Annotated in this window: 24 protein-coding genes; 15 read left to right on the forward strand and 9 right to left on the reverse strand. The window is 63.1% G+C overall.

Annotation, left to right across the window (positions count from 1 at the left end; genetic code table 11):
• The first annotated feature begins 64 nt into the window (after positions 1–64).
• Positions 65–193 (forward strand): hypothetical protein, encoded by a 129-nt coding sequence (locus ACODS4_RS15225; RefSeq protein ID WP_488865049.1) that lies wholly within the window; start codon positions 65–67, stop codon positions 191–193.
• Positions 190–1,077: a formylglycine-generating enzyme family protein gene (locus tag ACODS4_RS15230; protein WP_488865051.1), complete on the forward strand. Its 888-nt coding sequence runs from the start codon at positions 190–192 to the stop codon at positions 1,075–1,077. Before ACODS4_RS15225 ends, ACODS4_RS15230 begins: the two co-directional genes overlap by 4 nt.
• Before the next feature lie 526 nt (positions 1,078–1,603).
• On the opposite strand, the gene ccoG is transcribed toward ACODS4_RS15230, so the two are convergent.
• Complete coding sequence (gene ccoG, locus ACODS4_RS15235) at positions 1,604–3,136, reverse strand: cytochrome c oxidase accessory protein CcoG (protein WP_488865053.1); 1,533 nt, start codon at positions 3,134–3,136, stop codon at positions 1,604–1,606.
• Positions 3,137–3,265: 129 nt separating this feature from the next.
• Positions 3,266–3,841, reverse strand: coding sequence for an HD domain-containing protein (locus ACODS4_RS15240; RefSeq protein WP_488865055.1), 576 nt, complete (start codon positions 3,839–3,841; stop codon positions 3,266–3,268).
• Positions 3,842–3,899: 58 nt separating this feature from the next.
• Here ACODS4_RS15240 and ACODS4_RS15245 point away from each other — a divergent pair, with 58 nt between their 5' ends.
• The 7 genes from ACODS4_RS15245 to ACODS4_RS15275 all read left to right on the forward strand — a co-directional run bounded on the left by ACODS4_RS15245 (position 3,900) and on the right by ACODS4_RS15275 (position 11,741).
• Positions 3,900–5,093, forward strand: a complete 1,194-nt coding sequence (locus tag ACODS4_RS15245; protein ID WP_488865057.1) for a vWA domain-containing protein — start codon at positions 3,900–3,902, stop codon at positions 5,091–5,093.
• A 607-nt stretch (positions 5,094–5,700) separates the two neighbouring features.
• A complete protein-coding gene (locus ACODS4_RS15250; protein ID WP_488865059.1) occupies positions 5,701–6,540 on the forward strand; it encodes a hypothetical protein in 840 nt (279 codons plus the stop codon).
• A 536-nt stretch (positions 6,541–7,076) separates the two neighbouring features.
• Positions 7,077–7,940, forward strand: a complete 864-nt coding sequence (locus tag ACODS4_RS15255) for a hypothetical protein (protein ID WP_488865061.1) — start codon at positions 7,077–7,079, stop codon at positions 7,938–7,940.
• Positions 7,941–8,302: 362 nt separating this feature from the next.
• The gene (locus ACODS4_RS15260) at positions 8,303–9,745 is read left to right on the forward strand and encodes an NADP-dependent isocitrate dehydrogenase (RefSeq protein WP_488865062.1); all 1,443 of its coding nucleotides are present in this window, start codon (positions 8,303–8,305) and stop codon (positions 9,743–9,745) included.
• Between the two features lie 81 nt (positions 9,746–9,826).
• Positions 9,827–10,372 (forward strand): RNA polymerase sigma factor, encoded by a 546-nt coding sequence (locus ACODS4_RS15265; protein WP_488865064.1) that lies wholly within the window; start codon positions 9,827–9,829, stop codon positions 10,370–10,372.
• Positions 10,372–11,199 carry an anti-sigma factor family protein gene (locus ACODS4_RS15270; RefSeq protein ID WP_488865066.1) on the forward strand — a complete coding sequence of 276 codons (828 nt, stop codon included), beginning with the start codon at positions 10,372–10,374 and terminating at the stop codon, positions 11,197–11,199. The genes ACODS4_RS15265 and ACODS4_RS15270 overlap by 1 nt, the downstream gene beginning before the upstream one ends.
• A gap of 167 nt (positions 11,200–11,366) precedes the next feature.
• Positions 11,367–11,741, forward strand: coding sequence for a GcrA family cell cycle regulator (locus ACODS4_RS15275; RefSeq protein WP_119829585.1), 375 nt, complete (start codon positions 11,367–11,369; stop codon positions 11,739–11,741).
• Between the two features lie 88 nt (positions 11,742–11,829).
• Here the strand turns inward: ACODS4_RS15275 and ACODS4_RS15280 are convergent, their stop codons facing one another.
• From ACODS4_RS15280 to rpsF, 6 genes are all read right to left on the reverse strand, one after another.
• Complete coding sequence (locus ACODS4_RS15280) at positions 11,830–12,210, reverse strand: oxidoreductase (RefSeq protein WP_488865069.1); 381 nt, start codon at positions 12,208–12,210, stop codon at positions 11,830–11,832.
• Between the two features lie 142 nt (positions 12,211–12,352).
• The gene (locus ACODS4_RS15285) at positions 12,353–13,576 is read right to left on the reverse strand and encodes an NADP-dependent isocitrate dehydrogenase (RefSeq protein WP_488865071.1); all 1,224 of its coding nucleotides are present in this window, start codon (positions 13,574–13,576) and stop codon (positions 12,353–12,355) included.
• A gap of 521 nt (positions 13,577–14,097) precedes the next feature.
• The gene (rplI, locus tag ACODS4_RS15290) at positions 14,098–14,661 is read right to left on the reverse strand and encodes a 50S ribosomal protein L9 (protein ID WP_119829581.1); all 564 of its coding nucleotides are present in this window, start codon (positions 14,659–14,661) and stop codon (positions 14,098–14,100) included.
• Positions 14,661–15,623 (reverse strand): DUF2232 domain-containing protein, encoded by a 963-nt coding sequence (locus ACODS4_RS15295; protein ID WP_488865073.1) that lies wholly within the window; start codon positions 15,621–15,623, stop codon positions 14,661–14,663. Before ACODS4_RS15295 ends, rplI begins: the two co-directional genes overlap by 1 nt.
• Before the next feature lie 50 nt (positions 15,624–15,673).
• Entirely contained in the window at positions 15,674–15,949 is a 276-nt protein-coding gene (gene rpsR / locus ACODS4_RS15300; protein ID WP_119829579.1) for a 30S ribosomal protein S18, read from the reverse strand.
• On the reverse strand, positions 15,946–16,389 hold the full coding sequence (rpsF, locus tag ACODS4_RS15305; RefSeq protein WP_119829578.1) for a 30S ribosomal protein S6: 444 nt from the start codon (positions 16,387–16,389) through the stop codon (positions 15,946–15,948). Before rpsF ends, rpsR begins: the two co-directional genes overlap by 4 nt.
• Before the next feature lie 497 nt (positions 16,390–16,886).
• On the opposite strand from rpsF, the gene fabD reads away from it, so the two are divergent.
• The 5 genes from fabD (at position 16,887) to mltG (ending at position 21,359) form a co-directional block, all read left to right on the forward strand.
• On the forward strand, positions 16,887–17,828 hold the full coding sequence (gene fabD / locus ACODS4_RS15310) for an ACP S-malonyltransferase (protein WP_488865076.1): 942 nt from the start codon (positions 16,887–16,889) through the stop codon (positions 17,826–17,828).
• Between the two features lie 7 nt (positions 17,829–17,835).
• Positions 17,836–18,573: a 3-oxoacyl-[acyl-carrier-protein] reductase gene (fabG, locus tag ACODS4_RS15315; RefSeq protein WP_488865078.1), complete on the forward strand. Its 738-nt coding sequence runs from the start codon at positions 17,836–17,838 to the stop codon at positions 18,571–18,573.
• A 172-nt stretch (positions 18,574–18,745) separates the two neighbouring features.
• Positions 18,746–18,985, forward strand: coding sequence for an acyl carrier protein (locus ACODS4_RS15320; protein WP_014247969.1), 240 nt, complete (start codon positions 18,746–18,748; stop codon positions 18,983–18,985).
• Positions 18,986–19,079: 94 nt separating this feature from the next.
• Positions 19,080–20,342, forward strand: coding sequence for a beta-ketoacyl-ACP synthase II (gene fabF / locus ACODS4_RS15325; protein WP_488865080.1), 1,263 nt, complete (start codon positions 19,080–19,082; stop codon positions 20,340–20,342).
• A 6-nt stretch (positions 20,343–20,348) separates the two neighbouring features.
• Entirely contained in the window at positions 20,349–21,359 is a 1,011-nt protein-coding gene (gene mltG / locus ACODS4_RS15330; RefSeq protein WP_488865082.1) for an endolytic transglycosylase MltG, read from the forward strand.
• Positions 21,360–21,377: 18 nt separating this feature from the next.
• On the opposite strand, the gene ACODS4_RS15335 is transcribed toward mltG, so the two are convergent.
• Entirely contained in the window at positions 21,378–23,387 is a 2,010-nt protein-coding gene (locus tag ACODS4_RS15335) for a methyl-accepting chemotaxis protein (protein WP_488865084.1), read from the reverse strand.
• A gap of 163 nt (positions 23,388–23,550) precedes the next feature.
• Here ACODS4_RS15335 and ACODS4_RS15340 point away from each other — a divergent pair, with 163 nt between their 5' ends.
• Positions 23,551–24,753 (forward strand): methyl-accepting chemotaxis protein, encoded by a 1,203-nt coding sequence (locus ACODS4_RS15340; protein ID WP_488865086.1) that lies wholly within the window; start codon positions 23,551–23,553, stop codon positions 24,751–24,753.
• Positions 24,754–24,756: the final 3 nt, after the last annotated feature.

The raw sequence follows: 24,756 nt of genomic DNA on the forward strand, positions 1-24,756 counted from the left end.
GATCAAGGCCCCCCGCAGGGGTCGCGGCAAAACCGCCGGATTGTTTGCTGACGGATGACCAGCCATGCAGCTTCGTTTCTTCACCATCCCGGTCCATGGCGGCGACGAGGCCGCCGAGGCGCGGGTCGTCCGGGGGGACGCCCGGCGAAGGCGCGCCGGTTGGTCGCGTTCCTGTCCGGGCGTCGCGCCATGACGACGGTCATTGACAAAGGCTGGCATCCCCTGGCCGACGGCAACCCGCCGGATTGGGCGAGCGAATGGGGGCAGGACCGTTACGGCGTCTTCGTCGCCGTCACGGTGGCGGACGTCAGCCAGCGTCTGCGCTGGATCCCGCCGGGCCGTTTCCTGATGGGATCGCCCGACGATGAGCCGGGCCGCGACGGCGATGAAGGCCCACAGCATTTGGTGACGATCAGCCGGGGCTATTGGCTGTTCGACACGCCCTGCACGCAAGCGCTGTGGCAGGCGGTGATGGGGCGGAATCCGAGCAAATTCAAATCGTCCGACCGGCCGGTGGAGACGGTGAGTTGGAACGACGTTCAGGAGTTTCTGACCCGAATCAACGCGCGGGTTCCGGGTCTGGATCTGGCGTTGCCGACGGAGGCGCAATGGGAGCACGCCTGCCGGGCGGGGACGGAAACGGCGCTGTACAGCGGCGCCATCGCGATCCTGGGCGAGAACAACGCCCCAGCGCTGGATCCCATCGCTTGGTATAGCGGAAACAGCGGCGTCGGCTTCGAGCTTGACCATGGCGTGGACAGCACGGTCTGGCCGGAGAAACAGCACCGGCATGAGAGGGCGGGGACGCGCCCGGTTGGACACAAGCGCCCGAATCCCTGGGGGCTGCACGACATGGTGGGAAATGTGTTTGAATTGTGCGCCGATGGGATGAGGGATTACACGGCCCGGCCCGAAACCGACCCACGCGGCCCGGAGAGCGCCGTCGCCGAGCGCGTCCTTCGCGGCGGGTCCTGGTTCAACTACGCGCGGCTCGCCCGCGCCGCGTGCCGTTTTTGGTCCCTCCCGGATGACCGCTTCGACTTCATCGGCTTTCGGTGCGCCCGAGTTCAGGCGTGACAGGCCAGCCAGGGGGAGGCGGCGGCGGGCTTGCCCCTTGGTCGCCCCAAGCGGAGCGGCGGGGCGCCATGGGGCGAGAGCGCCGACGCGGAGGAAGGCCCCCCGCAGGAGTCGCGAGACTCCATGTTCCGGGACACTCTGCGCCGCCGCGTCCTTTTCCCGAACGATGATGGTGCAAAACCCAACATGGATTCGCCGGGTCAGCGCCAAAAATGACCGTCTGTGTTCGCCCTGGCGCTGTCGCGAAAAGGAGCTAAGCCCGGCCAAGCCTACGCTCACGGCGCGTTTCTGCATCCCGGACAATCTATGCGCTTTCGTGCAGTGACCCCCAGATGAACAAAAAGAGATGAGCGTGGTTCAGGGACATCCCTCTGGATAAGAACGGAGCCACGGAAAATTCATTGTCTTATTTTATCGGTGTTCATCTGTGTTCATCGGTGTCAAACCCCAAAACGAATCCGCTGCGTTCCGTCCAAACAAAAGACGGCGACGCCCCATCACGGACGCCGCCGCCCTCTCATCCGCTTTACGGCGCGATGAACACGCTGGGGTGCTTGCCGATTTCGCCGCTGCCCTGGTCTTTGGCGAGAACCACCACGTCGGTGGAGCCGGATTTCACCGCGCTGGAGGGAGCCTTCACAAACACGCGGTAGGTCGCGACCTGATCGGCGTCGGCGCTCAAGATCAACGCGGAACCGCCGTCGGTGGCCGTCGCCTCGCCGGCCGCCGACAGGGCCGCGCCGGGCAGGCCGTCCAGCGACACGGCGTAGGCGCGGCGGATCGTCGTCTTGTTCAGGATCTTGATGGTGTAGGCGTTCTGTATCTGCCCGTCGGACAGGGCGACGAACAGCGGCGCGCGGTCGCGCAGGACGCTGACGTCCAGCGTCGGGCGCAGATACAGCGCGATCACCATGGCGCAACCGACCGTCAGCATGATGAGCGAGTAGATGATGGTGCGCGGGCGGATCAACCGCACCCGCTCGGTCGAGCCGTCGATCTTGGCGATCTGGTTGGATTGGGTGTCGAACTGGATGAGATTGCCGGGCCGCCCGATCTGCGCCATCACGTCGTTGCAGGCGTCCACGCACAGGCCGCAGCCGATGCAAGAAATCTGTTGGCCGTTGCGGATGTCGGTGCCGGTCGGGCAGACGAAGACGCATTGTTTGCAGTCGATGCAGTCGCCCAGGCCCGCCGCCGCGCGGTCGTCCCAGCTTTGCGACTTGCGCAGCGGCGCGCGGCCCTCGCCGCGCCAATCCTCGTAGGTGACGAGGAAGGTGTCCTCATCGACCATCGCCGATTGATAGCTGCGCCACGGGCAGACATAGATGCAAATCTGCTCGCGCGCCCAACCGGCGAAGAAATAGGTGGTGAAGCTGAACAGCCCGGCGAACAGCAGAACGCCGGTCCCAACCTCGCCGGAGGCGATCTCGCGCACCAGCGTCGGCGCGTCGTTGAAGTAAAAGATCCAGGCTCCGCCGGTCATCACCGCGATGAACAGCCAAACGGCGTGCTTCAGCGCCTTTTTCGCCAGCTTGGCCCCGGTCATCGACGCTTTGTCCAGGCGGATGCGTTGGGTGCGCGGCCCTTCGATCTTGCGCTCGACCCACATGAACAGGTCGCTCCACACCGTTTGCGGGCAGGCGTAGCCGCACCAGACCCGGCCAAACAGGGTGGTGGCGAAGAAGATGCCGAAGCAGCCGATGATGAGCAGGCCGGTCAGGTAATAAATTTCCTGCGGCCAAATCTCGATCCACAGGAAATAAGCCCGCCGCCCGACCATGTCGAGCAGCACCGCCTGATCGGGAATGCCGGGACCACGCTCCCAACGAATCCAGGGGGTGACGTAATAGATCGCCAGCAGAACGACCAGCGCCGCCCATTTCAGGCGGCGGTAGGTTCCCCGCACGTCGGCGGCGTAGACCTTGGCCCGGTCGATGAACCAATGCCGATCCGGCTCCTCCTGCGGCGCGCCGTGCGGCACGTCGGAGGCGGAGCGGGGCAGGGGATCGGCGTGTTTTGCCAGAGCGTCTTTGGGGAGCGTGTCGGGGGACAGGGACATGGCGGGCATCCTCGACCGTCGCGATGACGGCGTTCATCAGCAGCGTGGTCCCTTCTCCATAAGCGTTCCGTGATGGAGCCGCATTGCGCGATGTCAATCGCTGGCGAAATTCCCCGTTCCCCCCGGCCCTCACACCCCTTCGCCGCGCAACTCGGCCAGACCGTCGTGATAGGCGCGGTCGAACAGAGTCTCCAGCCGGGGGTTGACGCCGCGCAGCCCTTTGACGACGGCGAAGGCCCATTCAAAATACTCGACCTTGCGCGACAGCGGCCAATCGGCGGGCGGGCTGGCGGCCATGGAGCGCAAATTCGACACCTTGTCGGCCAGCTTCACCAGCTTGGCCCGGTTGGACGCGGTGGGCGCGGCGTCGATCTGGTGCTGTTTGCGTTCGGCCTTCGACATGCGCTTGTCGTCGGTGGTTTCGGCGACCACGCGCACCACCTCCTCGCCGAACAGCCGTTCGATTTCCTCATAGCTGGCGTCGGTGTCCTCCAGCGTGTCGTGCAGCAGGGCGGCGATGACCGACACCGCGTCCTTGCCCTCCGTCGCCTCGGCGACCAGCAGGGCCACTTCGGACAGATGGTTGACGTAGGGTTCGGCGCGCACGCCCTTGCGGCGCTGGTCGATGTGCTTGTGCGCCGCGAAATCCAGGGCGCGGGCGAAATCCAACAGAGACGTGCCCTGTTGGGGCTGATGCAGGCTCATGGCGTTCTTTCCGTTTCGGCGCTACGCTTCGCCCGTTGCCCCGCGCGAAGGACCGCCGATGTTCACCCGTTTCTTCTTCGATCTGCGCAAGGCCGGCGTGCCGGCGTCGTTGACGGAGTACCTGACGCTCATGGAGGCCATGAAGCGCGGCGTCGCGTCCTTCCGCGTCGAAGAGTTCTATTACCTCAGCCGGGCCTGTTTGGTGAAGGACGAGCGCAATCTGGACCGCTTCGACCGCGTGTTCGGCGCGACCTTCCACGGGTTGGCCGACGCGGCGGCGGACGGCGCCGACGCGGTCCCCGTCGCCGACATCCCCGAAGAGTGGCTGCGCAAGCTGGCCGAACGCTTCCTGACCGACGAGGAAAAGGCCCAAGTCCAGGCGCTGGGCGGCTGGGACACGCTGATGGAAACGCTGGCCCAACGGCTGGCCGATCAGAAGGGGCGGCACCAGGGCGGATCGAAATGGATCGGTACCGCCGGAACCTCCCCCTTCGGCGCTTATGGCTACAACCCGGAGGGCGTGCGCATCGGTCAGCACGAAAGCCGCCACCGCCGCGCGGTCAAGGTGTGGGACAAGCGCGAGTTCAAAAACCTCGACGATGGGGTGGAGATCGGCACGCGCAACATCAAGGTCGCCCTGCGCCGCCTGCGCAAATTCGCCCGCACCGGCGCGGCCAGCGAGTTGGATTTGCCCGGCACCATCCGCGCCACCGCCGCCAACGCCGGTTGGCTCGACATGAAAATGGTGGCGGAGCGGCACAATGCGGTGAAAGTCCTGCTGTTCCTCGACATCGGCGGCTCCATGGACGACCACATCCTCTTGGTTGAGGAGCTGTTCTCAGCCGCGCGCGGCGAGTTCAAGCACCTGGAGCATTTCTATTTCCACAATTGCGTCTATGAAGGCGTCTGGCGCGACAACGCCCGCCGCCATGTGGAACGCACCCCGACCTTCGACGTCCTGCACACCTACCCGGCGGATTACAAGCTGGTCTTCGTCGGCGACGCCGCCATGTCCCCCTATGAACTCGTCTATCCCGGCGGCAGCGTCGAGCATTGGAACGAGGAGGCCGGGCAGGTGTGGATGCAGCGCCTGCTGTCGGTCTACGGCAAGGCGGTGTGGCTGAACCCAACCCCGCGCCACTATTGGGACTATTCGGAAAGCACCCGCATCCTGCAACGCCTGATGAACAACCGCATGTTCCCCCTGACGCTGGAGGGTCTGGACGGCGCGATGCGGGAGTTGTTGCGGTAGAGAGGGATACAAGAAAAATAGTCATCAATAGGAATGGCGTCAATGCATTGCCATAGAGTTAACTAAAAAATCCAAATTTTTATTTCGATATCAATTGATGTTTATTTAAAATATCTCAAATAATATTTTGGAGATGCCTTTAATATCAGATTTTTTTGGCCAATTCTCCATCGCGGCACACTGCGGACCGCGCTCATAACCAGTTGTCAAACAGCCTTTAACGATAAATCATTTTGTTGTTCGGCGAATTTAGCATACTATAGTATGAATTTGATGATTGTAGGTTTTGCTAATTTTGTTCTGTGGAGATTTTAATGGGCGTATGTTACAATTTTTTTCCTGATTAATTGATTCGTGTGGAGGGATGAGTGATTGATAGCATCAGAAGGGTAATTGGGGTTTTGGAAAAAAAAGCCAGAACGCAGGATGAAGACGTTCTGCTTAGTGAATTGAGGGCAATCCTAATTAATATGAAGAGTAATCGTGGAAATGTAATTTTGGGAGAAAGTGGATATATAAGAAGGTCATCGAGCTTTAACCCCACGGAAGGTGCGTGTCCGACTTGTGGGCGAAGGTAAAATCAGTGCCTATTTAGGTGGGAATGATTATGGAATCTGGCGGAACATCGACTGAACATCAAAATGTGGACCAACCTTTGGGTGAGGTTTCGCCAGGTTCGACAGAGTCGGCATCCTCTGTAAGAGTTAGAGGGGCTTTTTATGTTAGTAAAAACAAGGAAGACGAACGGGATATTTGTTTTCAGAAAAATCCGAAATTTGATGGAGACATTCCTGATGACCAAGATGAGTTGCGGAATTCTATAGAGAGCACCTTGACGGAAATTAAAATAATTTTTCCGAAGAGTGATGATAAATTTGAGGAATATTTTCGTTCTCTTTTGGCCCTTGCCCAGGCTGGTTTGGTTGGGGAAACGCCGCAGACAAAGATATCTGCGCGCGCTCTGGCTGGGTTGCGAAATGATATTGTAGTTAGAGAGTCGGAGTTTATTAGAAATCGGTACCTTAATCAACTCGGGATTATAGGGATTTTTCTGTTCTTATTAGGTGTTGGCTTGGAAATTTTCCTTATTAAGCCATATGTTCCTGACGCAAGGGGCTATAGCATGCTTTGGAGCGGTAGTATAATAGGGGTTTGGTTGTCTTTTAGTGCAAAAAAAATCAAAATTTCATTTGAGGATTTGAGTTTTCTGGAGCAAAGCAGTTGGAATCCTTTTAATAGATTAATTTTTGTTGGTCTTCTCATTATTTCTTTTGGATTTTTGCTATCTCTCCAAGTTATAGACGTGCAGCTTGGAAGTATCAAGGCAAGTGCGTTTAAAGATAATATTGAAGCGGCCATTATTATTGGAATTTTAGGAGGGTTTAGTGAGAAAGCATTGCCGCTCCGCATAACAGAGCAAGCAAGTAAAATGTTTGGTAGTTCATGATGGTGGGTGATATTATTGCAATTTTAAAATTGAACCAATTAATTTATCGGGCGTCTTAGAAAAGGTTTAACGCACCAGTAAAATATTGTAATGGATTTTAGCGTTATTTTGATTGCGCTAAAATTTGAAATATAATTTCAAAAGTTTGCAATGTAAGTTCGAGTGTTATTAATTCTTGTATTTTTTATTTACAAATAAATTTGTTCTACGTGCTCTTCGGCTTGTGCTTTCTTGCAGTCAATATATAATCGCGATATTTAAATTTCAACGATCATTATCCTGATTCTGAAGATTAACGATAGAAAATCTAAGAATATTTTATAAGTATTGGTCGAGTTAGCTTCTATTGTTTTGATTTTCCTTCACACACGTGCGGAATTTTGTCCTATATATCGTGTATCGGGTAAGGTTGAAACGTTCTATAAGAATCGGCACCCCCGGCCTAAACTCAAACATTTTATGATTTTTATCCTACCACCCTCCCCCGTTCCGTCGGAAACTGGAGCGTTTCCTCTCCTGCTCACCGGAGCCGCTCCATGCCCGATTGCCTGCCCCCCGCCTTCAACGCCTCCGCCGACCGTTTTCCCCCTTGGGCGGAAGAGCCGCCGGTCGCGCCGGAGGGATCCTTGGTTCCCGGTTCCCGTTTTCATGAGGAGCAATGGATCATGGCGGCGGGCATGTTGGCGCGCGGGGCGTCGTTTCAGCAGGTCGCCCGCGCCATGGGGTGCAGCCGCACCACGCTGTGGCGGGCCTATTACGGGTCGCAGCCGTTCCGCGTCCGGGTGTGGTGGGAACGGCAGGCGTTGAACCGGGAGGCGGAGTTGCGGCTTGGCTCGCTGCGCGCCCAGGTGACGGAGCAGATCGAACGGTTGGTGTCGGCGGGCGATCCGGGGACGGTGCGTTGGCTGGCCGACCGGCTGGGCCTGTTCGCCGACGCTCCACGCCCGGAAGCCCAACGTCCGGACGCCCCACGCCCGGAGGCTCCACGCGCCGCCCCGCGCGACGAGGATGGCGCGCGCCAAACCGGGGCCGCGCCCGTCTGCGCCGATTCCCCGCCCGCTTGCGCCGCCGCCCCGGCGGACGCCCCGGCGACCGCCCCAACCCCAACGCCGCCCGCCGTCCCGCCATCCGCCGCCCCATCCGTCAACGCCCCCGCCGCTCCCGCCCGCGCGCCGGTCCTCCCCCCGGCCCCGGATGGGAAGGGCGATTCCATCCCCGGCGCGTTCCGCGAGCGTGTTCCGCCCGATCCCGCCATCGTCGCCGCCATCCTCGCCCGACCGGAGGGGGAGGGGCCGAAGGGCGTCTATCCCTGGACGCTCAACCCCGACGATCCCTTTCCCAATCTCGGATCGGCCCTGGAACGGCGGGGCGGGCGCGGGGCGTGGTCGCGGCCCCTGTGAGCGGGCGCCGCGCCGACGGGGAGCCGCCGATGGAACAAGTGAACAGGGGCGGGGGAAACGGTTCAGGGCGTTTCAAACGTTCCATCCGGGCCGGGGGGCGCTGGCGTCGAATCGCCCTCTCCCGTTTCGGGAGAGGGAGGGGACCCACGAAGTGGGGAGGGTGAGGGGTTGCCCAAGAGACCAAAACTGTATGGTTGCTTGGATCACCCCTCACCCTTCCCACCGCTTCGCGGCGGGTCCCTTCCCTCTCCCAAAGGGAGAGGGCAATTGAACGTCAGCGTCGAACCCCCATGCGACTCCGGCCACCATTGAAAATCACCCCCTTTTGCGTCTACGGTCGCGCGTTCCTTCGGAGTGAGTGCATGCGCGACATCACACCCATCACGGTCGCCCCCGGCGACGGCATCGGCCCCGAGATCATGGACGCGGTGCTCTCTGTGATGAACGCGGCGGGCGCGCGCCTGAAGGTGGAGGAGGTTCCGGCGGGCGAGGCCGTGTACCGGCGCGGCCACGCGGGCGGGCTGGACCATGCCGGGTGGGGATCCATCCGCCGCACGCGGGTCTTTCTGAAGGGGCCGATCACCACGCCGCAGGGTTACGGCAACAAATCGCTGAACGTCACGGCGCGGACCACGCTGGGGCTGTTCGCCAACGTCCGGCCCTGCGTGGCCTATCACCCCTATGTCCGCACGCGCCACCCGCGCATGGACGTGGTCATCATCCGCGAGAATGAGGAAGACCTTTACGCCGGGATCGAGCATCGCCAGACCGACGAGGTGATCCAGTCGGTCAAGCTGATCTCGCGCCCGGGATCGGAGCGGATCGTCCGCTACGCCTTCGACTACGCCCGCTCCAACCACCGGCAAAAGGTGACGGCCTTCGTCAAGGACAACGTCATGAAGATGACGGACGGGCTGTTCCTGAAGATCTTCTACGAACTCGCCGCCGAATACCCGGAAATCAAGGCCGATCATCTGATCGTCGACATCGGCGCGGCGCGGCTGGCCGACCAGCCCGAACGCTTCGACGTCATCGTCACCTTGAACCTGTACGGCGACATCGTGTCGGACATCGCCGCGCAGATCACCGGATCGGTCGGCTTGGCCGGGTCGGCCAACATCGGCGAGACCTGCGCCATGTTCGAGGCGATTCACGGATCGGCCCCGATGATCGCCGGGCAGGGGACCGCCAACCCGTCGGGCCTGCTGATGGCCGCCGTGATGATGCTGGTCCACATCGGGCAGGGCGACATCGCCGGGCGAATCCACAACGCCTGGCTCAAAACCATCGAGGACGGAATCCACACCGCCGACATCTTCGCGCGCGGCATCGGGCGGGTGCGGGTCGGCACCCGCGCCTTCGCCGACGCGGTGGTCGAACGGTTGGGGCAAATGCCCGTCACCATGCCGACGGTGGGCTACACCACCGCGCGCCCGGCCTATGACCGCACCAACCGCCTGTCGCCGCGCCGCATCGCGGTGAAGGAACTGGTCGGGGTGGACGTCTTCCTGCAATGGTCGGGCGGCGTGCCGAACGATCTGGCCGAGCTGGTCGGGCCGCTTTCGACCGAGGCCTTGACCTTGGTCAGCATCTCCAACCGTTCGCAACGGGTCTGGCCGGACGGCAATCTCGACGTCTTCTGCACCGATCACTGGCGCTGCCGCTTTCTGGCCCAAAACGGGCCGATCAAGCATGGCGCCATCGTCGAACTGCTGGGCCGCTTGGCCGAGGCCGGAATCGACTTCACCCAAACGGAAAATCTCAGCAATTTCGACGGCAAGGCCGGATTTTCGACTCCGGGCTGAGGCGGACGGAATAATCGGGGGAGCGCCAGCGTCATGGACCATGAAGCCGCCCCCGAACAACCTGTCGCGGATGCCCCCGTCATGACGCCCGGCCCCGCCATCGCCATCGCCGACCACGACATCGCCGCCCGCGACATCGCCGCCCATGTGCCGCGCCTGCGCCGCTACGCCACCGCCCTGGTCGGCAACCGTTACGACGCCGACGATCTGGTTCAGGATTGCGTGGAAAAGGCGCTGGCCAACCGCCACGCCCTGCGCGACCCGTCGCGGCTGGGCGGCTGGCTCATGTCCATTCTGCACAACCTCCACATCTCCGTCCTGCGCGGGCGGCGGCGGCGCGGGGCCGAGGTGCCGGTGGAGGATCTGGCCGACGATCTGGCGCTCAGCGCCCCGCCGACCGACCGGGCGGAGGTGCGGGACTTCGTCCGCGCCTTTGGCCAATTGACCGAGGAGCATCGCGCCGTGCTGCTGCTGACCGGCATGGAAGGTCTGTCCTACCGCGAGGCGGCGGAGGTGCTGGAACTGCCCATCGGCACGGTGATGTCGCGTCTGGCCCGCGCGCGCGAGCGTTTGCGGGTCCTGCTGGATGGCGGGGTTGAGCAGGCGGTGGTGAGGAGGATCAAGTGATGACGACCGGCGAAACCCAACCCGTGACCGAGGCCGACCTGCACGCCTGGATCGACGGCGAATTGCCCGACGAACGCCGCGCCGCCGTCGAACGTCACATGGCCGACCACCCCGACGACGCCCAACGTTTCGAGCGTTACCGCGCCCAACGCGCGCTGCTGGCCCGCAGCTTTGGCCCGCTGATCGACCAGCCGCTCCCGGACCGCCTGACGCCGCCCTTCGCCGCGCGCGAAACCGTGGCGACGGGCCGCGCGGGCTGGGCGCGAGCGGGCTGGGCGGGGCGGGCGCGGGTTTGGGGGCTGGCCCTGGCCGCCTCGCTGCTGCTGTTCGTCGCTGGCGGGGCGACCGGCTGGGTGGCGCGGGACCGGGCGGGCGGCGGGCGGCAGGCCGATCCGTTGACCGCCGCCTTCATCGCCGACGCCGTGGCGGCGCACCGCGTCTTCACCGTCGAGGTCCGCCACCCGATCGAGGTCGGGGTGGACCAGGAGGCGCATCTGGTGTCCTGGCTGTCCAAACGGATCGGCCGGACCATGCGTTGCCCAAAGGCGACCAAAAGCGGTTATGAGTTGATCGGCGGACGTCTGCTCGCGGATTCCGATGGGCCGGTGGCGCTCTATATGTATCAGGATGCGGCGGGGCGCCGCATCACCCTGTACATCCGCCCGACGCCCAGCCCGGCGGGGACCGCTTTCCGCTTCGCCCAGGATGGCGGCTTGCAGGCTTTGTATTGGCAAGACAATGGTTTGGCCCTGGCCATCACCGGCGATCTGGACCGCGCCACCCTGTCCGGCATTGCCGAGGAGGTGTATGGCGCGCTGAACTCCTGAATCGGGCGTCGAGTTATGCACAGGAATGTTGCCGCGACCCTCTATCGTTTTCGCCGTTCATCTGGTAGCGTCCTCACCGACTGGCACAAAATGTTGCGGCTTATGGAAAACGGCGTCAGACCGTGAGCCAAAGGCAGGCAATGGCACCGGATCGGGAGTAATCGGGGATGAGTTGGACGGATGAGCGTATTCAACAGCTCAAGGATCTCTGGTCCCAGGGGTTGAGCGCGAGTGAAATCGCAGACACTCTGGGCGACATCAGCCGCAACGCGGTGATTGGCAAGGCGCATCGTTTGGGATTGTCTGGTCGGCCCTCGCCGATCAAGAAGAAGCCGACCCGTGGAGCCACCATCCTCGCTTTGACCGAGCGCATGTGCAAATGGCCGGTTGGCGATCCCAAGCACCAGGATTTCCATTTCTGCGGCAAGCCCTCCCTGGCTGGCTTGCCCTATTGCGCCGAACACGCGGCGATGGCCTATCAGCCGACCGGCAGCAGCAAAAAGCGCGAGGAAGAGCGGGAGCGCAACGTCGGCGCCGCCTGATCCAGACAAAACTCCCGAACGCAGGTTCCAGACGAAAGCCCTTCTCTCACGCTGAGCGAAGGGCCTTTTCTTTTTATGATGCGGGGCGTCAGTAGTCCTGCGCGCCGTGCTTCAGGCGCACCCGCTTCCCGACCAGCAGCGACAGCATCAACTGAACCACCATCTCATGCACAATCAGCGTGTGATGGTTGCCGCTGCCCTGCATTTCCTGCCGCAGCGCCTCGCGCACGGCGGGAACGCCGGTGACGTCGATCAAGATGTCCAGATCCGCGCCCAGCCGGGTCAACTCCACAAAATCCGTGGTGGTGGCGACGCCCCGCTCGCGGGCCAGCGTCATGCCGGGCGCGTTGGGGTCGAGGTCGGCCACGCCCAGAAGCTGGACGAACGGAGCGTCGAGCAATTGGCGCAGCAGCGGCGTGCCGGTTTCGCCAGCGCCGACGACGGCGACGCGGAACAGATCGTTGGCCATGGTGCTTTGGTCCTCCCTCTGCGCTGCGCCGGAACGCAGGCAATAAAAAACGGGGAGCCGAAGCCCCCCGTTTTCACTCTAGCCAACCTTGCGTCCGGTGTGACCCGGACGTGGCGTCGCACCCCCGGTTTTGCAACCAGGGTTACTTCCAGGCGGCCATCTTCTTTTGCAGATTGTCCGACAGCTTGTCGAGGAACTGCTTGGTCGTCAGCCACGGCTGTTGCGGGCCGATCAGGATCGCCAAATCCTTGGTCATGTAGCCGGATTCGACGGTCTCGACGCAAACGCGCTCCAGCGTCTGAGCAAACTTGATGACCTCGGGGGTGTCGTCGAACTTGCCGCGATAGGCCAGACCCTGGGTCCAGGCGTAGATCGAGGCGATCGGGTTCGTCGAGGTTTCCTTGCCCTTCTGGTGCTCGCGGTAGTGGCGCGTCACCGTGCCGTGCGCGGCCTCGGCCTCGACGGTCTTGCCGTCGGGCGTGACCAGCACGGAGGTCATCAGACCCAGCGAGCCGAAGCCCTGCGCGACCACGTCGGATTCCACGTCGCCGTCGTAGTTCTTGCAAGCCCAGACGAAACCGCCCTCCCACTTCAGGGCCGAGGCGACCATGTCGTCGATCAGGCGGTGTTCATAGACCAAGCCCTTGGCCTTGAACTGCTCGGCGTAGCTCTCGTCGAAGATCTTTTGGAAGATGTCCTTGAAGCGCCCGTCATAGGCCTTCAAGATGGTGTTCTTCGTCGACAGATAGACCGAATAGCCGCGCTCCAGGCCGTACATCAGGCTGGAATGGGCGAAGCCTTCGATGGAGTCGTCGAGGTTGTACATGCCCATCGCCACGCCGGCGCTGGGATAGTCGAACACCTCATGCTCGATCTGGCTGCTGCCGTCGGCGGCTTCCCACTTGATCGTCATCTTGCCCGGGCCGGGAACGACGAAGTCGGTCGCCTTGTACTGGTCGCCGAAGGCGTGACGACCGATGATGATCGGCTTGGTCCAACCCGGCACATAGCGCGGCACGTTCTGGCAGACGATCGGCTCGCGGAACACGGTGCCGCCCAGGATGTTGCGGATGGTGCCGTTCGGCGACTTCCACATCTTCTTGAGGTTGAACTCCTTCACCCGCGCCTCGTCCGGGGTGATGGTCGCGCACTTCACGCCCACGCCGTATTTCTGGATGGCGTTGGCCGACTCGACCGTGACCTTGTCGTCGGTCGCATCGCGGTTCTCGATGCCCAGGTCGTAATATTTCAGGTCGATGTCGAGGTAGGGCAGAATCAGCTTTTCTTTGATGAACTGCCAGATGATGCGCGTCATCTCGTCGCCGTCGAGTTCGACGACCGGATTGGCTACCTTGATCTTGGTCATTGGTGCGAGATCTCCCCGAACGGGTAAGGGCGTTGTCGTTTCCTAACGCCGGGCGCGCCGTCAAACGGGCGCTTGTTGCCGAGAGAGCGCGTAAACGCGCCCCCCGATACCCCGGGCGGAATTAATCAATGTTGTATAGCACCGCCCCGCCATGAAAAGGAAGGTATCGCGGAGGGCGTGACGTCGATGTCGCACGAGTTAAGACTTTGACCCAACTGGTCAGACCACTGTTTCGCCCACCGGCGCCGTTTGCGCTTTGACGGTTGACGCGGCGACTTGTCGGTCGGCGTCTGTGATGCGATCGCGAGTCAACGGCGCGCTTTCCAGCGAACGGCTCATCTGAATTTGAAAGACGATGCGGCCCTGAAAGCGGAATCATGGACGAAGCCGCCCTGCAAAAAGGCAGACTGTCCAAAACGCAGAAAACCGCCCGACCCTGAACGGGGTGGGCGGCATCTGAACGAGCGACGTGTCGCCTCTCGCCCGTGATCGAAACCAGGGGCGAGCGGCGGAAGAGGCTGTTAGGCCTCGTCGTCTTCGGTCGTGGCGTCGTTGACGTAGGTCTCTTCTTCCTCGTCGTCGTCACGCAGGTCAGCGGCGGTAATCATGCCGCCACGCTGGGCCTGAAGGCCCGCTTCTTCCTGCGAACGGGCGACGTTGACCGTCACGCTGATCGACACTTCCGGGTGCAGGACGACACGGACCTTGAACAGGCCGAGCGTCTTGATCGGGGTCTCGATGGCGACCTGCTTGCGGTCGGTCTTGTAACCGGCGGCGTCCAGGGCGTCAGCGATGTCGCGAGTGTTGACGGAGCCGTACAGAACGCCGGTCTCGGCGGCCTGACGGATCACGATGACCGCGACGCCGTCCATCTTGGTGGCGACTTCCTGGGCGTCCTTGCGGCGCTCCAGGTTGACGGCCTCCAGGTGGGCCTTCTGCTTCTCGAAGACGCTCATGTTCGCCTTGGTGGCGCGCATGGCCTTCTTCTGCGGCAGCAGATAGTTGCGGGCGAAGCCAGGACGCACGTTCACGACCTGACCCATCTGGCCGAGCTTCTCAACCCGTTCCAGCAGAATAACTTCCATCACTCGTCCTCCTGACCGGGGGCAGCGCGGTTAAACCGGCGGCGCAGCCCGATCCATTGCTCGATCATGCCCAGGCCGACCAAAAGCAGGATCGGCCACCCGAAGAGAAACAGCACCATGTAGAACCCAACGAGAAGCGGCACAGGGGCCGACCGACGTTGCGCCACCACATGATGAACCACCGAAAGCCCGGCAAAGGCGAACGGAACGGCCAGGATCAGCGTCAGATTGACCGCCAGAAACCCAAAGGCGTCCGGCAAACCCAACGCGCCCAGCAGCGCCATGGCGAAAACGGGAAGCAGCCAGACCGGCACCTCCAACGCCCCCATCCGCATGGGCGGGCGACGGTTGCGGCCAAACCGCATCAGCGCCCCTTGCGCCAGAGCCGCGTTGATGACCGTCATGACGATCCATGAGATCACAACCAAGCCCGGCAAAGCCGCCGCCATCCACACCGCTTCTGGTCCTGGAGCCGCGAGGCCCTGCGCGCTGAACAGAGGCTCGGCCAGTTGGGCGAGCATCCGACGCACAACGCCCTCCAGCCCACCGGGCTGGTCGAACGCCAGACTCATGGCGACGAGAACCGCCGCAACCCCCATTCCGACCAGGCCCAAAAGAACCCGACCAGACGGATACCATTCCAGGTTCCCACCGGAATCCACCCGCGCCAACAGCGACTGCCGCACCACCAGCATGGCCGGAGCAGCCCCGGTCAGCAGATAGGCGACGGACACCAGCACGCTGCCGGACGTGCCGAGCAGAACGGTCGCGCCGCCCGTCAACCCGGCGATGGCCGCCGCTGGCGCCCCCAGCCACAACCCCACGAGGAAGAGGGGCAGGGGGGCGAGATAGCCCAGGATCAACGCTCCGATCCCGCCGAACAGAACCGACAGGTAAAAGAACGCGCTGACCAGACCGCCGCCGACGGCGAGAACCAGCGGAGCGGCCAGACCGGCGGCCATGGGAACCCCTTACAACCTTTGCCTGAAACCTTCAGCCCTGTCGTCCGGGCTTACTTCACGATGTACGGAAGCAAAGCCAGGAAACGGGCGCGCTTGATGGCGCGGGCCAGCTCGCGCTGCTTCTTCGTCGAGACCGCCGTGATGCGGCTCGGGACGATCTTGCCACGCTCCGAGATGAAGCGGGACAGCAGCTTGATGTCCTTGTAGTCGATCGCCGGAGCGTTCGCGCCCGAGAACGGGCAGGTCTTGCGGCGACGGAAGAACGGGCGACGAGCGCCGCCGCCGGTGCGGGCGGCGGGAGCGCCCGTGGTCTGCTTGTCGCTCATTGCGCGATCTCCCCTTCCGAAGCGGTCACATTGTCTTGGCGGCGCGGCGGACGCGGGCCACGGTCGTCAAAACGACGGGGGCCACGATCGCCACGGTCGCCGCGATCGCTGCGCTCGTTCCGGCTCTGCATCATCGCCGACGGGTTGGCGTCGAGTTCGTCCACGCGCACGGTCATGTAACGCAGGACGTCTTCATTGATGCTCATGTTCCGCTCCATCTCCGCGACGGCGGCGGCCGGGGCGGAAATGTTGAACAGGGTGTAGTGACCCTTGCGGTTCTTCTTGACCTTGTAGGTCAGGGTCTTCAGACCCCAATACTCGGTCTTCTCGATCGTGCCGCCATTGTCGCGGATGATCTGAGCGAATTGTTCGCTGAGAGCTTCGGCCTGGGCGGCCGAAATGTCTTGGCGCGCGATCAGCACGCACTCGTAAAGTGCCATTGCACTCCCCATGGCTGTTCATGGTCCGGCGCTGCGCCAACACCCCCAATGGGTGCGGCCAGCCGCCCGGGCCTAGCCAACGGCACGCCGTCGGCAAGGAGTTGGAAGCGGCGCAGTATGCATAAAGCGGCTTGATCGGCAAGAAAAATCCATCAGAAAGCCGAGAAAGCGATGAAATTTTCTGCCGAAAGGGATGGGGATTGCCGAGGGGGCGAATCCCGTGACCGTTCACTTCAGATCCGACCGAAAGAAGAAAATTCGACACTCTATATATAGGGAGTGTGCGCGGCGTAAAACCGAAGGGGCGGGAGCAGACAACAGGTCGCGGGGCAAAGAATTTTCCGGCCCTGCGCCTGGATTGATCGCGTTTTATCGGTCTTTTGGGGATTTGGACAACGCGCGTCGCTTGACTTGCCCAAAAGGGAGGGTATGACTGTCGGCCAATCGACGGTGCCGCCACAGGGGCGGCGCGCTTTCATCCAGGGTTTTGACGCAGCATGATTAGGGCGTTCGTCTTTCCGGGGCAGGGCAGCCAAGCCGTGGGCATGGGTCGCGAACTCGCCGAGGCGTTCGAGGTCGCGCGCCACACCTTCCAAGAGGTGGATGACGCGCTGAACCAACGCCTGTCACGGCTGATGGTCGAAGGCCCGGAAGCGGACCTGACCCTGACCGAAAACGCGCAACCCGCCCTGATGGCGGTCAGCGTCGCCGTTCTGCGGGTCTTGGCCAGCGAGGGCGGGGTCGATCTCGCCAAGCACGCCCGTTTCGTCGCCGGTCATTCGCTCGGCGAATATTCCGCGCTCTGCGCCGCTGGGGCTTTCACGCTGGCGGACACCGCGCGATTGTTGAAGCTGCGCGGGCAGGCCATGCAGAGGGCGGTTCCAGTCGGCAAGGGCGGCATGGCCGCGCTGCTGGGAGCCGATCTGGAGCAGGCGCAAGCCATCGCGGCAGACGCCGCCCAAGGTGAGGTGTGTTCCGTCGCCAACGACAATTCCGCTGGTCAGGTGGTGATTTCTGGCGACGCCGACGCCATTGACCGCGCCATCGCGCTGGCCGCCGAACGTGGTCTGAAGCGTTCTGTGCGCCTGCCCGTCAGCGCGCCGTTCCATTGCGCGCTGATGCGGCCCGCCGCCGACGCGATGGCCGAAGCCCTGGCCGCCATCACCATTTCCGCGCCGGTCGTTCCGGTGGTCGCCAACGTGACCGCCGCTCCGGCATCCGATCCCAACGCGATTCGCCGCTTGTTGGTCGAACAAGTGACTGGCATGGTCCGTTGGCGCGAATGCGTCCTGACCATGAAGGAGCAGGGCGTCGAGGCGTTGGTTGAGGTCGGCTCCGGCAAGGTGCTGGCCGGTTTGACCAAGCGCATCGACAAAGAGCTGTCCGCGACCTCGGTGGGCGCGCCGGCGGATGTCGAGTCGTTCCTGAAGACTTTGTGAGGCCATCATGTTCGATTTGACTGGCAAGTCGGCCCTCGTCACGGGCGCCTCCGGCGGCATCGGCGCCTCAATCGCCCGCGCCTTGCACGCCCAGGGCGCCGCCGTCGCTCTGTCGGGCACCCGCGTGGCTCCGCTGGAGGCGTTGGCCGCCGAATTGGGCGAGCGCGCCTTTGTGGTTCCCGGCAATCTGTCGGAAGCCGCCGCGATCACCCAGCTTCTCAAGGATGCCGAAACAGCGCTTGGCAAGATCGACATACTGGTGAACAACGCCGGGCTGACGCGCGATCAGATCGCCATGCGGATGAAGGACGAGGATTGGCAGTCGGTTCTCGACGTCAATCTGACCGCCGCCTTCCGTCTGTCGCGCGGCGTCATGCGCGGCATGATGAAGCAGCGTTGGGGCCGCATCATCAACATCACGTCGGTCGTCGGCGTCACCGGCAATCCGGGGCAGGCGAACTACGCCGCCTCGAAGGCTGGATTGATCGGCATGTCGAAGTCGCTGGCCGCCGAATTGGCCTCGCGCAACATCACTGTGAATTGCGTCGCGCCGGGTTTCATCACCACGGCGATGACCGACGCCCTGAACGACGAGCAGAAGCAAAAGCTGCTCCCCGCCATCCCGGCCGGCCGCATGGGCGAGCCGGGGGAAATCGCCGCCGGGGTCGTGTACCTCGCGAGCGAAGAGGCCGCTTATGTCACGGGCCAGACGCTGCACATCAACGGCGGCATGGCCATGATCTGAGGCGGCTTCGCCTCTTGTGAAGCTTCGGAGCCCCCGGTTGCCTCTTGGGCGCTGGTCAAGGCTGCCGAAATATGTTATCGGACGGGGCTTTCGCGGCAGGACGGCACGTTCTTCGCGTGTTGCTCCGACCGGATTATCCCGAGCGGTTTCAAGGATTGGAAGGTCTAATAAAATGAGCGACATCGCCGAGCGCGTGAAGAAGATCGTTGTTGACCACCTGGGTGTCGAGGAGTCGAAGGTGGTGGAGAACGCCTCCTTCATCGACGATCTGGGCGCCGACAGCCTCGACACCGTCGAGCTGGTTATGGCCTTCGAGGAAGAGTTCGGTGTGGAAATCCCGGACGACGCCGCTGAAAAGATTTTGTCGGTGAAGGACGCCATCGACTTCATCAAGGCGAACGCCGCCGCCTGAGCGCGCGGATAGCGTTTTCCGAGGGCCAGGCGCGCCGCGTGCGGCGCCCTGGCCGTCGCCGAGATTTTCCGAGGAAAGGTCAAGGAACAGCCTCATGAGACGTGTCGTCGTCACCGGCCTCGGTCTGGCCACGCCCCTTGGCGTTGGTCACTCGCTGAACTGGGAGCGGCTGATTGCCGGTCAATCGGGAATCCGCGCGATCACGGGCTTCGACGCTTCCGACCTTGCCTCCAAGGTGGCTGGTCAGGTTCCGCGTGGCGCCGGCGAGGGGGATTTCAACCCCGACTCCTACGTGTCCTCCAAGGACCAGCGTAAGATGGATGATTTCATCCTCTACGCGATCGCCGCCGCTCAGGAAGCCATCAAAGATTCCGGTTGGGTTCCCCAAACCGACGAAGAACGCGAGATGACCGGGGTCATGATCGGTTCGGGCATCGGCGGACTTCCCGGCATCGCTGAAGGCGCCATCACCCTGCATGAGAAGGGGCCGCGCCGCCTCTCTCCCTTCTTCATCCCGGCCTGCCTGATTAACCTCGCCTCCGGGCATGTGTCGATTCAGTATGGCTTCAAGGGACCGAATCACGCGGTCGTCACCGCCTGCTCGACCGGCGCGCACGCCATTGGCGACGCCGCCCGGCTCATCATGTGGGAAGACGCCGACGTCATGATCGCGGGCGGCACCGAAAGCGCGGTCAGCCGTTTGGGCGTGGCTGGTTTCGCCGCCATGCGCGCGCTGTCCACCAGTTTCAACGACACGCCCTCGCAGGCGTCCCGGCCCTATGACAAGGACCGTGACGGCTTCGTCATCGGCGAGGGCGCCGGCGTCGTCGTGCTGGAAGAGTTGGAACATGCCAAGCGTCGCGGCGCGACCATTTACGCCGAAGTCGTCGGCTATGGCCTGTCGGGCGACGCCCACCACATCTCGGCTCCGGCCGAGGATGGCAATGGTGGTTTCCGCGCCATGCGCGGCGCGTTGAAGCGGGCTGGTCTGGCCCCGTCGGACATTGACTACGTCAACGCTCATGGCACCTCGACGCCGCTTGGCGACGAAATCGAACTGGGCGCGGTCAAGCGGTTGTTCGGCGACTCGATAAGCACGCTGGCGATGTCGTCGACCAAGTCGGCCATCGGCCATCTGCTGGGCGCAGCCGGCGCCGTCGAAGCGATCTATTCGATCAAGTCGATCAACCACGGCATTGTTCCGCCGACGCTCAATCTTGAGAACCCGTCGGAAAGCTGCCAGGGCGTCAATCTTGTGCCGAAGGTGGCGCAAGAACGCCGGGTGCGCGCGGCGCTGTCCAACTCCTTTGGGTTTGGCGGCACCAACGCGTCGTTGGTCTTCAAGGAGTTTGCGTAAACCATCATGGGCTGGGGCCTCCGAATCATTGCGGGGGTGCTGGTCTTGGTCAGCGCGACCGCCGGAGTCGGCGTCTGGGGAGCCATGGAAGTCATGGCCCCCGGTCCTCTCGACCATCCAGAAACCATTGTCATCCCGCGTGGCAGCGGGGTTGAGGCCATCGCCATCACTTTGGGCGACGCCGGAATTGTGTCATCCCCTCTGCTGTTTTTGGCGGGCGCAAAACTCACCGCGATGGCGGGCTTGGCGGGAAACGCGCGCGACCTGAAGGCGGGCGAGTATCTGTTTCCCGCTGGCGTCAGCATGGAAGCGATTCTTGACCAGATGAGGCAGGGTCGCACGGTCGTGCGACGCTTCACCGTGCCGGAGGGCTTAACCTCCGCGCAGGTCATCGCGTTGCTTGACAAAGAAACGGCGCTGACCGGGACGGTCAAGCAGACGCCGAAGAACGGCACGATTTTGCCGGAAACCTATCATTTCGCCTACGGCGACAGCCGCGCCTCGATCATCGAGCGGATGCAGGCGGCGATGACCCAGATGTTGGCGGAGAGTTGGAAGACGCGCGATCCGCATCTTCCCTTTGAAACGCCGCAGCAGGCGCTGACCCTGGCCTCCATCGTCGAGAAGGAAACCGGGGTCGCCACCGAACGCGCGAAGGTTGCAGGGGTCTTCATCAATCGGCTGGAAGCCGGGATGAAGCTGCAATCCGATCCGACGGTGATCTTTGCCTTGACCGACGGAGTGGGGGAACTGGGGCGAGCCTTGACTCGGAATGACTGGAAGTTCGAGTCCCCCTACAACACCTATCAGGTCACGGGCCTGCCGCCGGGACCGATCGCCAACCCCGGCAAGGCCTCGTTGCAAGCGGTGCTGAAGCCGGACAAGCATGAGCTTTTGTATTTCGTAGCCGACGGAACCGGCGGCCATGTCTTCGCCAAGACTTTGGCCGATCACAACCGCAACGTCGCCAAATGGCGCGACATCCAGCAGGCGAGGCCGTCGTCGACTGAGCCTTGAGGGTTTTGGCAAGGGGCCTCAGATCGCTTTGAAGCGCGCCGCCTGATGGCGGGTTTCGTCGGCCAAGCGCGACAATTGCACCATGGTTGCGGCGATTTCCTCCGACGCGGCGGCGTTTTTTGACGCCACCATACGGACGCTTTCCACCGAATTTTCAATGTCCTTGACCGAGGCCTGCTGCTGCTCCATGGCCACGGCGACCGCCTGGAACGCCCTGTCGATGCGGGCGACGCGCTCGGCCAGACCGTCCATCATTCGGCGGGCCTGTTCGGTGACGGCCATGCCCTCCGCCGCCATGGTCGCGGCGGATTCGATGATCTCGGCGATCTGGCGGGCGCTTTCCACCGCGTTGTCGGCCAGCTTGCCGACCTCTTCGGCGACGACCTCGAAGCCCTTGCCCTGCTCCCCGGCGCGGGCGGCTTCGATGGAGGCGTTGACCGACAGGATGTTGGTTTTCACGGCGATCTGGGTGATCGCCTCGGTGATCCGCCCAATGCGGCGGCTGTTTTCGGCGATGGTCTGCGACACGCTCAACAACCGCGCCATGTCCTGTTTGCCCTTGGCGGCGAAGCCGGTGGCGTCTTTCACCATGTCGGACGCGTCGCGCGTGCTTTCGGTGACGTGGGCGATGGCGCGGGCGGATTGGCCGACGGCGATCACCACTTGATCGAGATCGTCAGTCTGCTCCGACGCGCCGTCCGACACCTGCGTGATGGCCGTGCTGGCCTGCCCGGCGGCGATGGCGACCTGGGTCGCTTGATCGCCGATGCTCTGGAACGCGGTTCCTGTGCTTTTCAGCAGGTTGACCATTTCACCATAGGCGCCGCTGAAGGTCGGCGCGCGGTTTCCCACGGCCGTTTCGTCGTCGTTGGGCTGGGTCGCGACGCCGGACAGACGGTGCATCTCATGGTGCAGGCCGTGCAGCACCTGGATGACGCTTTCGATGGCCCGTCCGATGGCCCCCAGCTCGTCCTGGCGTCCGGTTCCCGGCGCCGTGACGGTCAGGTCGCCTTCGGACAGGCGTTGAATGGCCCGCGTGGTGGCGGTGATCGGAACGGTCAAACTGCGGGCGATCAGCACCGACAGCAGAATGCCGACCGCCAGCGCGCCAAACGCGCCGGTTTCCAACAGGACGACGGCTCGGCTGCGCCCGGCCTCACGTTCCGCCAATTGCCCGGCGACCAGCGCCCCGATCCGTTCGCTGACGGCGTCGGCGGCGTCCTTCATGGCGGCGCGGGCCTTGTGGCGTTGCTGGATGACGTCGCGGACCAGCGAAAATTCGGTTTCCACCCCCAAGACGGCGGCGGTCAGATTGGCGATGTCCTTTTGCGTGGCCTCATCCGGAGCGCTTTTGCGGGCGTCGGCGATGACATAGAGCAGCTTGTCGATGCTGGCGTTCAGCCCGTCCCGTTCCGAACCGCCCCTTTCGATCAAGAATTGCTGAACATCGAGCAGCGCCCCCCGCGTTTCTTGGATCATTCGGTTGGCGATGGTGGACAGCACCACCGAGGATTCCAGCGTGGCGAGCGCTTCGGCGTCGGTTGCGTCGGTGTGCAGGCGGATGACGGCGTTGGCGTAGCGTTCCGTTTGGGCGTGGGAGATTAATTGAGCGGCGATCAGCAGCGTGGCGGTCTGTTTGCGCAGTTTGGCCAGACTGGCGAATTTCTCCACCTCCAATCGGACCACATCGTCGAAGGTCTTGCGGTAGATGGCCAGTTTGCCCAGCGCCTCGTTCAAAACCTCTGGATTGACGGGATGCGCAGGGTCGTTCAACAGGGCTTCGGCGTCGGTCTTCAGCGCGTCGGTCAGGGCGCGGACGCGGCGGCTGGCCGATGGATCGACGTCCAGCAGATAGCGCGCTTCTTCCAGACGGGCGAGGCTAAGCGCGCTGTCGAGCGTTGAGGTGCGGCTGGCGACGTTCACCCGTTCGGCGTAGGTGTCCAACCCGTTCCAGCCGACGGCGGCGACCGTGACGGTCAGCAGCAGGATCGCGGAGAAGCCCAAAGAGATGCGGGTTGAAATCGACATGCCGACGGTGTCCCTACAAACTGGTCTCGGGCGAACTGGCTTCGGTGGTGGCCGTTTGGTTTAACCTTGCGTCGGGCGGGGTGCATCCGGCAAGTCATAAGGCTGTTGCCTTGACCATCCATTGCCCTAGGCTTGTCCAATTGTTTGCGAGGAGCCGTTTGTCATGTCCTTTCCGGCTGGACTGCGCGTGTTTCCCAAGCTGTGTCTGACGGCGCTGCTGCCCGCCGCCGCCGCGCTGGTTCCTCTGGCGTTGTCGGGAGCCGAGCCGCGTGTTGTGTGGCTGGCGACGGGCGGGGCGTTGGCGGTCGCGTTGCTGATCGGGTTGGTCGTCGCGCTGGATCTGGCCGACGCGCTGCGCCGTTTGGAGCGGCGGGCGGCGGATTTGGCCGATGGGCGTTTTGACGGCTGGCAAGCGGCCCCGCCGCGCGGCGATGAAGTGGGGGGGAGCTTGGCCGCGCTGGACCGGCTGGCGGCGACGCAAAGCGCCTTGCACGCCGAGTTGCGCCGCCTGATCGACGCCGGAGAGGTGGACGGCAAGACCGCTGCGCCCACCCTGCCGGGCGGCTACGGCGCGATGGCGGCGCTGGTCGGCGACGCGCGTGGCTCCTTCCAGCGAATCGGCGAACAGGCGGCTCAGGTCGCGGTCGCCGCCGGGCAGGCCAGCACGGCGGTGGCTCAGGTGTCCGACGGCGCGTCGATCCAGACCGAAGATTTGGACCGGGTGGTCCAGGCGGTCGGGCAATCGGCCCGCGCCATCGCCTCCGTCACCGACAGCACGCGCGCCGCGTCGAACATGGTGAAGGACACCGCTGGCTTCGCCGACAAAGGCAAGACCGAGATGGCTCGGCTGGTCCGGGTGTCGCAAACCATCGGCGACAACAGCCGCCGCATTGGGCGGATCACCGAGGCGATCACCCAGATCGCCGTGAAAACCAACATCCTGTCGGTCAACGCCTCCATCGAAGCCGCCCGCGCCGGGGAGCAGGGCAAGGGCTTCGAGGTCGTCGCTGAAGAGGTCGGCAAGCTGGCCGACAACGCGGTGGAAAGCGCCCGCCAGATCGCCGAGATCGTCGAGGCCGCCGCGACCATGGCCGAAGAGGGGATGGCCGCCACCGCCGAGGTGGTGCAGATGATGGACGGCATCGCCGAGCGGGTGACGCAGCTTGACCGTATGTTCCAATCCGTGGCGGGCGCGATGGCCCAACAGCAGGACAGCATGGTCGAGATTGAATCGAACGTCGGCAACATCCGCAACGTCGCGTTCAAGAACGCCGCCGCGTCGGAGGAAATCACGGCGACCATGGTGCAACTGTCGCGGCTGGCCGATGAAACCCGCCGTCTGGCCGAACGCTTCAAAGCGTCGTGACGG

Source organism: Azospirillum sp. FG154 (assembly GCF_057809575.1).

Excerpts from the sequence above, each read along its gene's own strand:
- ACODS4_RS15240 (WP_488865055.1), bottom strand. The coding sequence starts at position 3,841 with ATGAGCCTGCATCAGCCCCAACAGGGCACGTCTCTGTTGGATTTCGCC.
- ACODS4_RS15230 (WP_488865051.1), top strand. The coding sequence starts at position 190 with ATGACGACGGTCATTGACAAAGGCTGGCATCCCCTGGCCGACGGCAAC.
- rplI (WP_119829581.1), bottom strand. The coding sequence starts at position 14,661 with ATGGAAGTTATTCTGCTGGAACGGGTTGAGAAGCTCGGCCAGATGGGT.
- ACODS4_RS15340 (WP_488865086.1), top strand. The coding sequence starts at position 23,551 with ATGTCCTTTCCGGCTGGACTGCGCGTGTTTCCCAAGCTGTGTCTGACG.
- ACODS4_RS15245 (WP_488865057.1), top strand. The coding sequence starts at position 3,900 with ATGTTCACCCGTTTCTTCTTCGATCTGCGCAAGGCCGGCGTGCCGGCG.
- ccoG (WP_488865053.1), bottom strand. The coding sequence starts at position 3,136 with ATGTCCCTGTCCCCCGACACGCTCCCCAAAGACGCTCTGGCAAAACAC.
- ACODS4_RS15285 (WP_488865071.1), bottom strand. The coding sequence starts at position 13,576 with ATGACCAAGATCAAGGTAGCCAATCCGGTCGTCGAACTCGACGGCGAC.
- ACODS4_RS15280 (WP_488865069.1), bottom strand. The coding sequence starts at position 12,210 with ATGGCCAACGATCTGTTCCGCGTCGCCGTCGTCGGCGCTGGCGAAACC.
- ACODS4_RS15225 (WP_488865049.1), top strand. The coding sequence starts at position 65 with ATGCAGCTTCGTTTCTTCACCATCCCGGTCCATGGCGGCGACGAGGCC.
- ACODS4_RS15250 (WP_488865059.1), top strand. The coding sequence starts at position 5,701 with ATGGAATCTGGCGGAACATCGACTGAACATCAAAATGTGGACCAACCT.
- mltG (WP_488865082.1), top strand. The coding sequence starts at position 20,349 with ATGGGCTGGGGCCTCCGAATCATTGCGGGGGTGCTGGTCTTGGTCAGC.
- fabD (WP_488865076.1), top strand. The coding sequence starts at position 16,887 with ATGATTAGGGCGTTCGTCTTTCCGGGGCAGGGCAGCCAAGCCGTGGGC.
- ACODS4_RS15275 (WP_119829585.1), top strand. The coding sequence starts at position 11,367 with ATGAGTTGGACGGATGAGCGTATTCAACAGCTCAAGGATCTCTGGTCC.
- ACODS4_RS15295 (WP_488865073.1), bottom strand. The coding sequence starts at position 15,623 with ATGGCCGCCGGTCTGGCCGCTCCGCTGGTTCTCGCCGTCGGCGGCGGT.
- rpsR (WP_119829579.1), bottom strand. The coding sequence starts at position 15,949 with ATGAGCGACAAGCAGACCACGGGCGCTCCCGCCGCCCGCACCGGCGGC.
- rpsF (WP_119829578.1), bottom strand. The coding sequence starts at position 16,389 with ATGGCACTTTACGAGTGCGTGCTGATCGCGCGCCAAGACATTTCGGCC.
- fabG (WP_488865078.1), top strand. The coding sequence starts at position 17,836 with ATGTTCGATTTGACTGGCAAGTCGGCCCTCGTCACGGGCGCCTCCGGC.
- ACODS4_RS15270 (WP_488865066.1), top strand. The coding sequence starts at position 10,372 with ATGACGACCGGCGAAACCCAACCCGTGACCGAGGCCGACCTGCACGCC.
- ACODS4_RS15320 (WP_014247969.1), top strand. The coding sequence starts at position 18,746 with ATGAGCGACATCGCCGAGCGCGTGAAGAAGATCGTTGTTGACCACCTG.
- ACODS4_RS15260 (WP_488865062.1), top strand. The coding sequence starts at position 8,303 with ATGCGCGACATCACACCCATCACGGTCGCCCCCGGCGACGGCATCGGC.
- fabF (WP_488865080.1), top strand. The coding sequence starts at position 19,080 with ATGAGACGTGTCGTCGTCACCGGCCTCGGTCTGGCCACGCCCCTTGGC.
- ACODS4_RS15335 (WP_488865084.1), bottom strand. The coding sequence starts at position 23,387 with ATGTCGATTTCAACCCGCATCTCTTTGGGCTTCTCCGCGATCCTGCTG.
- ACODS4_RS15265 (WP_488865064.1), top strand. The coding sequence starts at position 9,827 with ATGACGCCCGGCCCCGCCATCGCCATCGCCGACCACGACATCGCCGCC.
- ACODS4_RS15255 (WP_488865061.1), top strand. The coding sequence starts at position 7,077 with ATGCCCGATTGCCTGCCCCCCGCCTTCAACGCCTCCGCCGACCGTTTT.